This window comes from Paenibacillus sp. N3.4 (assembly GCF_008017805.1).
Lineage (GTDB): Bacteria > Bacillota > Bacilli > Paenibacillales > NBRC-103111 > Paenibacillus_E.
In genome coordinates this window covers 14,026-28,291 of the sequence record NZ_VRTT01000022.1, presented here as the reverse complement: position 1 = coordinate 28,291, position 14,266 = coordinate 14,026, and the positions used below count along the sequence as shown (strand labels likewise).

The window sequence follows — 14,266 nt, the reverse complement described above, 5'->3', positions numbered from 1 at the left end:
ATATCTGAGAAGCAAGGGTGATATTCTGAGTTAAAATCCTAATTGGCGAGGGGGAGTAGTTCTCGAGGTTGAAGATATATGCTGATTGCTCTGCCCCGACATTAACTATGTAAAGAGGTTACACAAAAAGGTAAAGATATTTCGCGGTCTTATTTGATATATATTTGTATCATTAAAAGGGAGTAAGTGTCTTTTAATGAGGTTAGCGTTGAAAGAATTACATGGAATGATTGAAATAAGAGCGCTTTCTTTTTAAGGAGGGATAAAATACGCCTACAAATCGTATAGTGTAGCTTCACATACATACAAAGGAGTTGTGAACAATGCAATTTATTAAAACGTTAAAACGCACTGTATCTATCGGTGTTGTTTCACTTTTGGTTGTTAATGTGGCTAATTTTTCTGTAGGAAGCAGTAGCAATACAGCCTATGCGGCAGTCATTCCATCACCATCGGCCATTCCCACGGTAGTTAGCACCTATGTTGTTGCTGACAAATCGGAGATCGTGACGCTTGGCGAGCAAGTGCAGTTAAAAGTAATGGCGCACATGAGCGACGGATCTGATATCGAGTTGAAGAAAACCACTGCTTCCAACTCAACAGCTCCCCAATTGAGCAGCGTTCATTATTCTTCAACCGCTCAAGGCGTAACGATCAATGACGCAACAGGCATTTTGACATACGATGGCTCTGCGGGCAATGTCCCTGTTGATGTTAAGGCTGACGTCAAGTATCTCGATGTGAAATATTTTGAAGGCTTTGAAAATGGGAATTTAGGCAGCTTTACTTATGACCCGGGAGCTACTAACACAACAACTACATCGGTAGTTGCCAAAACAGGTGCTGGCGTTCCAGCACATAGCGGCTCGTATAGCGCTAATCGCTCAGGACCAACAACTAATACCGTAAGGGTAGATATGGGCACAGCCTTGAATGGTATCGTTACGGCATGGTTTTATAATGGTTCCGCTGGCGCTGTTTCCCCTGCTGACCAATCTAGAAACAATATTTATGTAGGTACTCAAACCACCTCTGGGGCTGTAAATGTCTCAGCCGGGTTACTCCTGGGGGAACATTGGGATGGCAGTACGGGATCGGGGACTAAATTCACATCAAGACTGATGTCTTCCTCTTTTTCCGCTACATCAGTAAATCGTGGAACAGCGCCAGCCTGGCATGAGTTCAAATGGGATCTGACCTCGGGCACGGACGCCAAAATGTACATAGACGGAACTCTGGTTGGAACGACAACTGCCGAAACCAAATACCAATATGTTGCTTTGCTCGGAAATTGGCTGCCTAATAATTCCGATACTTATTATGACGACATTAAAACGACCAAGCTTGGTACGAGCCTATCTGCTACTATATCGATTCCCGTTACGACTGCTGATTTACAAGGTTTAACCGTGTCCGGTCAAGGCAGTGCAGCTGCCATTACAGCAGATGCAGGTACACTGCAAATGACAGCAGCTGTAAATCCTGCCGGCGCACCTTCTATGGTTACATGGAAAGTGGAAAATACAGACGGCACTCCGACAAACAAAGCTGAAATATCTGCAACTGGTTTATTGTCTGCAAAGGGGAATGGGACAGTAAAAGTAACGGCCACCTCCACGGTTAAGCCGGAAATTTCCAACAGCATTCTGATTACGATATCTGGGCAAACCATAAAGGCAGCAGGCATCACGATACAAGCGCCATCGGGAGCTACAAGCTTTAACACACTTGATCCTGTTCAGCTTAGCGCTTCAATCGTACCGGCTGACACGGCAGATCCATCCGTCACATGGGCTATTGTGCAAGGAACAGACGTTGCTACGATATCGCACACAGGTGTTCTAACACCAGTCAAAGCCGGAACCGTGCAAATTCAAGCAACGTCCAATGACGCTGGCGGCGTAAAGAGTAATAAGCTGCAGCTGACATTCGATGTTAAAATTTCATCTCTGACCGTTGCAGGAGCAGGCGGTGCAACAGCAATAACTTCGCGCGCAGGTCAACTTCAAATGGGAGCGACCGCTCAGCCTGGGGGAGCGGCAACGAATAACGTAGCCTGGACGGTAGAAAATGGGACGGGAAGTGCGTCGATCAGCAGCACGGGCTTATTGACGGCCATTTCAAATGGAATCGTGACCGTAAAAGCAACTGCTCAGGACGGCAGCGGTGTCGTGGATCAATGTACAATCACGATTTTAGGACAAGGAAGCCATACCTTCTATGTCAGCTCATCTTCAGGAGATGATGCGAATGATGGGTTAAGTGCGGCTACACCATGGAAAACACTCAATAAAGTCAACGGCACAACATTTATCCCTAGCGACAAAATTTTGTTAAAAGCAGGTGATTCGTGGAACGGTCAATTATGGCCCAAAGGTTCAGGAGCAGATGGCAGTCCGATCGTCATCGACCAATACGGCACGGGCAACAAGCCCGTCATCAATGGACAGGGCAATAATTTCGATACTACGATTTACAATTCGACGACAACCTACAACACAGGGGCCGTTTTTCTGAAAAATCAGGAATACTGGGAAATCAATAACCTGGAAGTAACGAATGACGACGACTTTACGACCGAGAACAACAACGCTGCTGCTCTTAGAGCGGGTATCTTCTTTACCATTGATGCCAATGAAAGTGATCGGGTGTATAACCACATTTATATCCGAAACTGCTATGTGCATGATATTGACGGTAACAACAACGCAGGCCCTAAAGAAAACGGCGGAATCATCGGTGTTGTGAAAGGGACGGCTCCGACGAGCCAACCGACAACCGCCAGATTTAATGATGTGAGGGTTGAAAATAATACGATTCGTAAAGTGGATCGCGTTGCTATTCGCGTTGCGGCTCATACGAACTATGTGAATGACGATTCGTTTGGAACAACAGCCACTTATAAATTTGGTAATTGGAACACGAATTTTTATATCGGCCACAACACCATGGAGGATGTCGGCGGTGATGGCATTATTTTGCGCGATACCGATGGGGCCGTGGTGGAATTCAACTACCTGAGCAAATTCGGCACTCGGGTGGCAAGCAGTAACGCCATTGCAGGGATTTGGCTGGCTGTCGCCAAAAACACTCTTCTTCAATATAACGAAGTTACCGGAGGACCTGCTAGTAATCAGGATGGCTGTGCCTTTGACTTTGATGAATACCTGATTAATACCGTATACCAGTACAATTACAGCCATGACAATCCGATGGGCTTTATGCTCCTCATGGGAACCAATGATAATGATGTACTGCGCTACAACGTGAGCCAGAACGACGGTATTATATTCAGACATTTCGCATTTGATGAGAAGACGACGGGTGCCATTTATAATAATGTGTTTTATTATGATGGCAGTAAGAACCAAATTATGGGTTCGGGCAATACGGTGAAGAAAGGTTACAGTTTCTTTAATAATATTTTCTATAACACGAACACGACCACCCCAACCAATTGGTTGAATAACAGCTGGAGCAATGCCTTATTCAGCAACAATGTGTTCTATGAGGCGGGCGGCGTTCATCCAGCAGCTGAGCCTAGCGATCCGAACAAAGTTACTGCCGATCCAAAGTTTGTGAATCCGGGCGGTGCAGGAACAGGGCTGCTGACAGCAAATGCTTACGAATTGAAGCCGGATTCCCCGGCGATTAATGCAGGAATTGTGATGAGTAATAACGGCGGCAAAGACTATAAGGGTAATCCATTGTATAAAGGATTCCCGGACCTCGGAGCATTCGAATTCCAGGGCGATACACCGGGAATTAATCACCGGCCTTTGATCTCGAATGCGAAATACAGTGTGAAAGCAGACCGCACGGTAACCGGGACACTGTCTGCGAGTGACCCCGACGGCGATCAGCTCCACTTTTCGATCGTTAGCAACGGGTTACTAGGGACTGTTCAGCTAATAGATAGCGGTACGGGCGCTTTCGTATATACGCCAAATCCGGGAGTGACAGGGAACGACAGCTTTACGTTCAAAGCATCGGATGGCTCGTTGGATTCTGGCGTCGGCACAGTAACCGTAGCGATTGCTCAATCAAATCTGCTGCAAAACGGTGGATTCGAAGCAGGTACAACCGCGCCTCCTCCTGGCTGGTCTTCGTTCTATGGTACTGGCGCCACAATCATTAGCGAGCCGGCCAATGTGCATTCCGGCAGCAATGCTGTGAAGTTTATTAGCAATAATTCAGGTGCTGAACAAGTGGTAAGCGGTTTGACACCGAATACTAACTATGTAGCTAGAGGTTGGATCAAAGTTATGGATGCCGGAAATACCCAAAGCTTTGGCGTCAAAAATTATGGTGGTACGCAAATTTCGAAATCGATAGGCACATTGAGCTTTTCAGAGGGAAAAATCATTTTCAAAACAGGCGCCACGAACACATCTGCCAATATCTACTCATGGAAAAATACAACTGCGAGCAACGATGGAAAAGTAGCGTATATAGACGATTTTTCACTCTCTTTATACGAGAACCCTACGGCTGTAAGCGCAGTTGTGAACACAGTGCAAGACGCTGTATATAGCGGAAATTTGGCGGTTAGCCGTTATGATGGGGATGCTCTTACGTATACGATTACAGTCAATGCTGCGAAAGGAACGGCAGTTGTCATAAATCCAGCGACAGGTGCGTTTACGTATACGCCGAATCCGGGAGCAACCGGTACGGATACGTTTACGTTCATGGCAAACGACGGTATTGCTGATTCTGATGCGGCTGTGATTACTGTCAATATTCAGACTTCGAATCATGCGCCAGTTGCAAGCGATGCGGCATTCAACGGGCCTCAGAATACGGCAATAAGTGGCACACTGAGCGCAATCGATGTGGATGGAGACGCGCTGTCTTACAGCATTGTAACGAATGGAACTAAAGGAACGGCAGTGGTTACGAATTCGGCAACAGGTTCGTTTACGTATACGCCGAATCCGGGAGCTACAGGTACGGATACGTTTACGTTCAAGGCAAATGACGGTAAAATGGAATCCAACCTTGCGAGTGTAACGATCAACATAGCCGCTAATGCTAGCGCCCAAATCGTGGCCGATTCCATCACGGCATTGATATCGCCAGTGAAGGACGCGACGAAGTTGACGCTGCCTAGCGTACCAGCAGGCTATACCGTAGCCATTAAGACATCTAGCAATACAAGCGTCATTGCGTTAAACGGTACAATCATACCGCCGAGCGCGGACAGGGCGGTGAATCTCGTGCTGGAAGTAACGAGATTGAGCGATAACTCGAAGGCGGACACGGCAAGCATCACCGTCACTGTTCCGGCGAAAAGCGTCGTACAACCAACGGCGGCAGTAATAAGTGTAAGCGTAAGTCCAACAACAGCGAGTGTTGCCCAAGGCGAAACTCAGCAACTGACAGCTACAGTAACGGTGGTTGGCGGAGCGGCACAAACAATAAGATGGGCAAGCAGCGATGAGAGTTCAAAAGTAACAGTTGGTGAGAATGGATTAGTAACAGTAGCAGCAAATGCAGCGACAGGTGACTATACCATTACTGCAACATCAACCGAGGATTCTAATAAAATAGGAACAGCAACAATTACAGTAACAGCATCGCCAAAAATACCAGAGACACCAGCAGAACTTACAGCGCCAACAAACCTTGTTGCGAAAGCTGGAGATTCACAAATCCTTTTAACTTGGTCGTCCGTTACGGGAGCTACTTATTATAATGTCTATCAATCACAAGATCATTCAACCTATCATTTAATCAGCACTCCTACTACAGTAACAGCAGCAGCTTATCAGGTGACTGGATTAACAAATGGTATTGTGTATTATTTCAAAACATCTGCAGCAAACACAGTAACGGAAAGTACTTATTCTAATATTGTAAGTGCAACGCCAGTTGTAGCAGAAGGAACAGGAACACCAACACAAACAGGAGGAACGCCAACGACGACAGTTCCGCCTGTAACACCTCATCCGACACCGACTCCTGAACCTACGCAACCTACGGTTGATGTATTCAAGAGCAGCATTGTTAATATTGTAAACTTAATTAATGCTTTCGAGTCTATGGTTGCAGAAGCTAAGAAAGCTAATGTCAAGATTGAATTAGCTGATATTAAAGGCCACTGGGCTGAAAAGACGATCGATACGTTCGTAAAACTGCACGTTATCGAAGGTTATGGAGATGGGACGTACCATCCTGACGGCAAAATCACACGTTCGGAGTTCGCGACGCTCATCTCTCGCGTATTCGATATCAGCGGTAGTGCTAATCATTCTATTGTACTGAGCGATATTGGCAGTCACTGGGCCAAAGATGCTATTGAAAAACTCGCTAATGCAGGAGTACTTGGTGGTTATGACGATGGAACATTCAAGCCCGACCAAACGATCAGCCGGGAAGAAATCGTCATCATCCTATCCCGAATTGTGAACTTGGATCGTGTGAACAAAGATGCTTCCAAAGGTAAATTTACGGATATTTCCCGTGCAAGCTCTTATGCAGCGAATTCAATTAAGGATGCAGCAGAAGCAGGTATTATTAATGGCAAGAAGGATGGCGTATTTGATCCGCAGGGCAATGCCACACGCGCTGAGGCTCTGACGGTATTACTGAATGCGTTGAACCTCAATCCTCAAGTGAAAATACTCATAGATAGTTTGAACTAAATCTTCACTACAAAATAAGCAGACCTGTCTGGTACTTGGACAGGTCTGTTATTTTTGTGCGCTCAATGTGATCCATTTTGGACAAATAACATGATTTTGCTTGGATGACAATGGATTTGAGCTAGTGCATTCCGTTACAAACGCGAAAAGACAAAAGACCTAGAATTGGTGTTTTTTTCGTTCTGTATTGTTAAACTCACCCTCGGCACTACCATCCACAACAAGACCAATGATCTCCCGAATATCTTCAATATTCAAAGCCTCAGCAATTCTAATAATATGGTTAAAATTGATGTTCTCCCTTTGTCCATCCTGCCGGAATAATCCGGAAGCTCGGACTTTTTTTGGAAAAATGCAATCATTTTTCAATAAGTGTAAAGGAAAATTTCATCCTCAAGGGTGGATTGTACTTATATTCGGTAACACAATTCAAATCCAGACCAACGAGAGATATGGATTTCTCAGGCAGGCCGTCTATGAACGGTTGTACTAATAGTATGTGATGAGGCTGCATGATTTTATCGGGCGTGGTCCTAATACGATGATGATCTTCTTGGAGGAATTGAAAGGGGCTGTAAAGGCGTAAAGGGACCGCTCCAGCCTTGGAAATCTGACTATGAGAGCGAGCCGATCGAGAGCTTGAAGCCGTGAGAATGTGAAGAAAGGCGACCGCATAAGTTCCTGCTTATGGGTCGCCTTTTTCATTTCTCTTCTATGGCTCCTGTGAAAGAAACGGCCGCTCTTACCTTCGAAAACAAGTGAAATAGCAACTGAAACACAGCGAGCGTAGGGAGGTCAAAAGTTTTGCGAATCCCGGCTTCGCAAAGGAGCTTGTCGATTTCAAGCTATCTATCGTTCGACAATCCAATAGCGCAGTATTCGACCGATGCTGTACAATAGGGCTACATAGATGCTGAGAATCGGAAGGCATGTCGGGTGGTGAGAGTGTTCATGCTTCAGAATCGTGGAAATAGAAAGGTGTCTTTGGCAGCCATCGTCGTCGCGTTGATCGCGGCGTTGACGCTGTCTATCTTCGGGTTGGCTTCCGGAAGCGCCGAGCCGAGAGCGCAAGACGGCGTTCTCGATCTAAGAGATTGGGCTTTGAACCAAGACGGGCCGATTAGGTTGAACGGCGACTGGATGTTGAGCGGCGGGCGGCTGTTGCCGGAGGACGAGGGGGGCGGAATCGACAGTGTAGGCGAAGTGAAATCGGGTACACTCGCGGAGGTGCCTGGTGTATGGACTCGCTACGGGATGAAGGGACGCGGTTACGCAACCTACCGGCTCCGAGTATTGACGCAGGGCGATACGGGTCCCCTTGGTTTGTGGATTCCTGCGATCGCGCCTGCCTATAAGATTTATGCGGACGGGCAGGAAATTGCGCGCTCGGGATCATTCAAGACGGACGGGTCGGACACTGTATCTGAGTACCGGCCGCAGACCGTCGTTTTTAACCCCAAGTCCGGTGCGTTCGACTTGCTCATCCAAGTCTCCAACGACATTTATCCGGAAGGCGGCATCTGGTATAGCCTGACGTTGGGTACGGAGCGGGACATGCAGCATATCAGAGAGCGTAATTCCTTCGTGGACATGGCTGTGTTCGGCGGATGCGCGCTGCTCGGCTTGTACCAGATCGCGGTTTATCTGCTGCGTCGTAACGACCGATCGACTTTATACTTCGGCATCTGCTGTTTGCTCGGAGGAGTTCGCCAATGGGTCGTGGGCGGAATCTATCTGGTCGAGGTGTACCCTGGGGCGGATATCAAGCTTGTCATTATGCTCGAGTATCTGACCTACTACGGCGGCGTTACAATGGCGGCGTTATTCGTCCGAAGTCTATATCCGAAGGAGTTTAACGGCAAGATCATCAAGCTCCTCGTTGGAATCGGCTTTGGATTTATCGGAACTGTCTTGCTGCTGCCTACGGAGTTGTACACCAATTGGATCGGGTATTTCAAAATGGTATCGCTGTTCGCGCTAATCTACTTCATTTATGGCTTCGCGCTGGCGTTGTGGCGTGGCCGCGCGGGGGCGCTGTTGCAGTTGTCGGGCTGGCTTGCGTTCGTCGCTGCCGCCGTTCACGACATTTTGTACAGCGATGGCTGGATTCTCTGGATCGATCTGCAGCTGGTGCCTTACGGTTTCATTCTTCTGGTCTTCATCGAAGCGTTAGAGCTTGCCCGGCGGTTCACGAACGCGTACCGAACCATCGGAACGATGACGGAGGAATTAATCGCCATGAGCCGATTGAAAGATGAGTTCCTGACCAATACCTCGCACGAACTGAAAACGCCGCTGCACGGCATTCTGAATCTCACCCAGTCCATGTCGGAAGGAAAGTCCGGCCCGCTTAGCGAGACGCAAAGGGAGCAACTTGAGGTCGTCGTCTCGGTGGCGCGCCGCATGTCCAATCTGATCAACGACATTCTCGACTTGTCGCTGCTGAAGAATAACGGGATCCGGCTGACGCTAAGGAGGGTCGACGTTCGGGCGGTCTTGTCCGCGCAGGAGGAAGTTTTCCGCCACTATATCGGGAAGAAGCCCGTCCTGCTGAGGCTCGACTGGCCGGATTCGCTTCCCTATGCGCTGGCTGACGAGAGCAGGTTGTTGCAGATCGCATACAATCTTATTGGCAACGCGATCAAATTTACGCCAGAGGGCCAAGTTGTCGTCTCGGCCCGAACAGAAGGCGGAATGCTGCATATCGCCGTGGCTGATACCGGCATCGGGATTCCGGAGGATATGCAGGAGAAGATATTCCTCTCGTTCGAGCAAGAGGGAACCTCCGTCGCGAAGGAATACGGAGGAGCGGGGCTTGGACTAGGAATTACCAGAAGGCTGGTCGAGCTGCATGGGGGCAAGGTTACGGTTGCCTCTAAGGTGAACGAGGGCTCCACCTTCACGTTTACGATTCCGATTGCGGAAGGAAGCCCACTGGTCTCGGGTGTAAACGGTTCTGAGGCGGCACCGCCATCGGTCATGGCGATCGACGGATTAGCGGAAGCACGCCTGCGTTCAGCCAAGCTGGAAGCCATCGAAGCTCCTGGGCCAAGGGGTAAAGGAAAGACAGGGCAGACGATTCTCGCAGTTGACGATGACCCGGTCAATCTTCGGGTGCTGCAAACGGTCCTCTTGGACGAGCCTTACGAGATTATCACCGCGGCTAGCGGTCTGGAAGCTCTGAAGCTGTTGGAGAACTCGGATGACCGGATTGGCCTGGTCATACTGGACGTGATGATGCCCGGGTTATCCGGCTACGAGACCTGCCGCCGCATGCGGGAGAAGTATGCGTTATCCGAGCTTCCGATTCTATTGACGACGGTAAGGAGCGAACCGGAGGATCTGATGTATGGATTCGATGCGGGCGCGAACGACTTCCTGACAAAGCCGTTCCATCCGCAAGAGCTGAGGGCGAGAGCGCGTACCTTACTGGAGATGAAGCGTTCCGCGGAGGAAGCGATCCGTTCGGAGATGGCGTTCCTGCAGGCACAGATCAATCCTCATTTTCTCTATAACGCGCTGAATACCATTATCTCCCTGTCGTTGGACGAGCCGCAGACCTCGCATGATCTCCTTCTCCACCTAAGCCGTTATTTGCGGGGGAGTTTCGATTTCAAGAACAAACAGAAGTTGGTTCCACTCCGCAAAGAACTGGAGCTGGTCGAGGCCTATCTGCAAATCGAGAAGGCTCGATTCGGAGATAGGTTGCTCGTTCGCTATGAAATCGAAGAGGGTACGGACTGCTGGCTCCCTCCGACGACGCTGCAGCCTCTGGTCGAGAATGCGGTTAGGCACGGAGTGACCAAAAAAGAAGAGGGTGGAACGGTTACGTTATCGGTTCGAGCGGTTGGCTTGGATATCGTAATCTCCGTCGCGGACGACGGAGTGGGCATGCAGGCTTCGATACTATCGATTCTCGTGAAGGAGGCCGAAGGCGAAGGGGGCGTCGGCTTACGCAATATTCATCAGCGTTTGCTAAGGGTGTACGGCAAGGGGCTCGACATTGAGAGCGGGATCTCTTGCACAAGTGGGACTATTGTGACTATTCGGGTACCTCATAGGGGTTGGGACGAAGGGGGAGTTTGAGGGTGATACGGATCATCGCTGTAGACGATGAACAACCTGCTCTTAGAAGAGTAGGCAAGCTTCTGGAAGCTATGGACGGCGTTCAAGTGGGCGGTTTGTTCGACAGCTCGAAGCTATTCTTAGAGCATGCTTTAACGACGGCGGAGCCTATTGATCTGGTTTTTCTGGACATGGAGATGCCCGGATATGATGGGCTGGAAGTGGCGAGAAGGCTGCGAGCCGCGGCCGGAGATTCATATTGCGTTCCTGACGGCCTATGAGGAATACGCTCGCGAAGCTTTCGAGGTGGAGGCGATCGATTATTTGCTTAAGCCGATTGCGGACGAAGATCTAGCCAGAACGCTGAGGCGTTTGGAGAAGCGGAGCCATACAGGTTCGGCTTCGGAGCGAAGGCTGGCTATCCGCAGCTTTGGGCCTTTTTCCATATTGACGGACAAAGGGGAGACCGTACGCTTCCGCAATTCCAAGGGGAGAGAGCTGCTGGCCTACCTTCATCATTTCGGCGGTAAACCAGTCGGTAAGGCACGGATTGTGGAAGAGCTCTGGCAGGGGAAGGACTCGGAGCGATCTCAGGTCACGCTGTACTCAACGATCTATCAGTTAAGAAAGGATCTTGAAGCCTGCGGCCTGCAAGGAATCGTGGAGCAGTCGAAGACTTCGGGAGGAAGCTACAGTCTGCGATGGTTTGCCCTGGTAGACGATGATGTTACTCGGTACGAGCAAGCCGTTCTGGAGTATAGGAGCACGCATGAATTAAAGCATGCGATGCAAGCCATTCAGTTGTACGGGGACGGATTTCTGACCGGCAGCGGCTATGGATGGGCGGCTCCCCGCCAGGCAGATCTTGAACTTAGCTATACAGAGATGCTGGAGGCAATAGTAGGTGCCTATGTCGGGCAAAAGCGCTACGAGATTGCGCTAAACCCGTTGCAGAAATTGGCGCAGCTGTTGCCGCTGGAGGAGCGGGTGCATGCCAAGATGATCGCTCTGCTGATTCTCTTGAACAGGGAAAAGGACGCCCGCAAGTATCATAGGATGTTGTTGGACTTGCTCGATTATGCCGAGGAATCCGCCGTATTGGACTATTCCCGCTTGCTCTCGGACCCGGCATCCTTTTTTTAAACGAAGGTCATAGCCTGCCATCCCCGCACTTGCGGGAAGAAGCGCTTCTCCAAATAGGGAGAGGCGCTTCTTCTTTTTTTTCGACATAAATTTCGATCAGTCTTAAACAAACCTGACATGAAGCGCTTTCTTTTCAGTAAAAGAGCATTTCTCCTAGATATAATAAAGGATAAACGATGAAATCCGCCCCTATCCGCATTGCGGTACAAGGGTGCTTAAATTTAGGGTTGCCGAAAGAAGGAGTCTAGCCGATGCTGTTCAAGACAATTGCCGCCTATGTAAGGTCGTCTCCAATCTTGTTCTCGCTTATTGCCGCGGGAGGGCTGTTCGAGCTCTTATTTCATTATTTGTCCGCGCTCAGCTACAAATATTTAATCGATAAAGCTTTGATTCCTAAAGATGCCAAAGTGCTGGCTATCATCGTCGGAGCCTTGCTGCTGATCGGTTTGCTGAACGTCTTGTTCGGAATCGCCGGCGATTACGCCAAGGCGAAGCTCGGAAGTAAGATGGTGTTCGAGTATCGCATCAAATTGTTCAAGCATATGCAGATGCAGTCGCATCGCTTCTACGAGAAGTTTCGTCTAGGCGATCTGCTCGCTCGGTATACGGAGGATATTCCGGCTATTCAGCTTGCGACGATCCAGACGCTCTCTTCCGGACTTGTATCGGTTCTAAGCGTAATCGTCGGACTTGCGATTCTGTTCTCGACGGAATGGAGGCTGACGATGATAGTTATCGGGGGTTCTGCTCTGCTGTTCTTGCCTTACCGGCTGCTTAAAGCCCGCTCGCTTCAACTGAACGAGGCCTACCTATCGGAGCTTGGTCAATTCACCGGTTCAATCGATGAGAATATCAAAAGCTACAAGGTCATCCGTGGATTTAACCTTGGGCAGACCATGCTGGCGAGAGTGGAGAACCATCTCCGCACCATGCTATCGATCGGCGTGCGAAGGAACTTCGTCAACTCGAATTTGAATCGTCTTCCGCTTCTGGCGATCTCGATCCTCGGTGCTATTGTTCTCGGTTACGGCAGCTATCTCACTTTCGACGGGAGTCTCTCGATTGGTTCCTTTATCGCCTACAATTCCATCTTCATCATGGTTGGGCAATCGCTGTTTGGCGTAACCGCCCTAATTCCAGCTATTTTGGCTTCAAGGACGAGCATTCAGCGTTTCCAAGCCGTGCTGGATTGGAGACCCGATGTGGAGGAGCAAGGTAGGCTCGAGCTCCGGGAGGTTCGTCGCGAGATCTCGCTTCAGGGCGTATCCTTCGGGTACCATCCTGGGGAGCTTGTGCTGCGGCAGCTCGATCTCTCGATCCCGGCAACCGGATATACGTCGATCGTCGGGGCCAGCGGTTCGGGCAAGAGCACGGTGCTTCAACTGCTGCTTCGGTTCGAGGATCCGACGGGCGGTGCGGTGTTTTACGACGACGAGAATATTCGCCACGTCGATTACGCTTCGCTGCTCAGGCAGGTCGGCATCGTGTTTCAAGATTCGATCCTGCTGCGGGGGACCATTCGCGACAATATTCTCGTAGGCAAACCCGACGCTGAGGAACGGGAGATCGAGGAGGCTGCCAAGGCGGCCGGCATTCACGATGCAATCGTCGGCTTCCAGGATGGGTATGACACGATGATTCACGGTCAGGGAGATAATCTGTCCGGCGGACAACGCCAGCGGATTGCGCTTGCCCGAGCCCTTATTCGCAAGCCAAGGATTTTGTTTCTCGACGAAGCCACTTCGGCGCTGGACCCGGAGACGGAACGTTCGGTCAATGAGACGATCCTGTCGCTCGCGCGAAACCGGGCGGTCGTCTCTGTCACACATCGTTTGGCGTATGCGGCCATGTCCGACCAGATTATCGTGCTCGATAAGGGGCAGGTAGCCGAGTCGGGCCCGCATGATGAGCTCATGCAAGGTCATGGCTTATATCGCCGGATGTGGGACAAGCAGCAGGGATTCGTGTTGACGAAGGGCGGCAACGTTCACGTGGAATGGAACCGGCTCGGCCAGATGCCTTTCTTCGGGGGACTCGAGCCGGACGCGCTGCAAGAGATCTCCCAGTCTTTCGCAACGGAGAGATTCGAAGCCGGCGTTCTTGTGGTCGAGCAAGGCGATGAGGGCGATAAATTCTACATTATCGTTCGCGGAACGGTCGACGTCCTCATCCGCGACGCCGAGACGGGAGAGAGCCGGAAGGTCGCCGCGCTTGAGGACGGGGATCACTTCGGAGAAATCGCGTTGATGTATAACGTACCGCGATCCGCAAGCATAGTGACCCAATCGCCCTGCATCTGCCTGGCATTATCTAGGGAGGACTTTCATCCTCTCATGACACGCTTCCCGTCGATTCGGGAGGCGCTTGAAGCAACGCTTCGGATACGAAATCAAAGGAGTGCAGCTCAATGA

At 50.0% G+C, this 14,266-nt stretch carries 5 protein-coding genes; all 5 read left to right on the top strand.

Features of this window, described 5'->3' with window-relative positions; translation table 11 throughout:
• Positions 1 to 323 precede the first annotated feature (323 nt).
• The 5 genes from FU659_RS13250 (at position 324) to FU659_RS13225 (ending at position 14,266) form a co-directional block, all read left to right on the top strand.
• Positions 324 to 6,647: an S-layer homology domain-containing protein gene (locus tag FU659_RS13250; RefSeq protein ID WP_147948012.1), complete on the top strand. Its 6,324-nt coding sequence runs from the start codon at positions 324 to 326 to the stop codon at positions 6,645 to 6,647.
• 984 nt (positions 6,648 to 7,631) lie between these two features.
• Positions 7,632 to 10,733 carry a hybrid sensor histidine kinase/response regulator gene (locus tag FU659_RS13240; protein WP_222708540.1) on the top strand — a complete coding sequence of 1,034 codons (3,102 nt, stop codon included), beginning with the start codon at positions 7,632 to 7,634 and terminating at the stop codon, positions 10,731 to 10,733.
• A 2-nt stretch (positions 10,734 to 10,735) separates the two neighbouring features.
• Positions 10,736 to 10,993 (top strand): LytR/AlgR family response regulator transcription factor, encoded by a 258-nt coding sequence (locus FU659_RS13235; protein WP_187274127.1) that lies wholly within the window; start codon positions 10,736 to 10,738, stop codon positions 10,991 to 10,993.
• Positions 10,920 to 11,855: a BTAD domain-containing putative transcriptional regulator gene (locus FU659_RS13230; protein WP_147948008.1), complete on the top strand. Its 936-nt coding sequence runs from the start codon at positions 10,920 to 10,922 to the stop codon at positions 11,853 to 11,855. The genes FU659_RS13235 and FU659_RS13230 overlap by 74 nt, the downstream gene beginning before the upstream one ends.
• Before the next feature lie 251 nt (positions 11,856 to 12,106).
• Positions 12,107 to 14,266, top strand: coding sequence for an ABC transporter transmembrane domain-containing protein (locus FU659_RS13225; RefSeq protein WP_147948007.1), 2,160 nt, complete (start codon positions 12,107 to 12,109; stop codon positions 14,264 to 14,266).

Excerpts from the sequence above, each read along its gene's own strand:
- FU659_RS13250 (WP_147948012.1), top strand. The coding sequence starts at position 324 with ATGCAATTTATTAAAACGTTAAAACGCACTGTATCTATCGGTGTTGTT.
- FU659_RS13230 (WP_147948008.1), top strand. The coding sequence starts at position 10,920 with ATGATGGGCTGGAAGTGGCGAGAAGGCTGCGAGCCGCGGCCGGAGATT.
- FU659_RS13225 (WP_147948007.1), top strand. The coding sequence starts at position 12,107 with ATGCTGTTCAAGACAATTGCCGCCTATGTAAGGTCGTCTCCAATCTTG.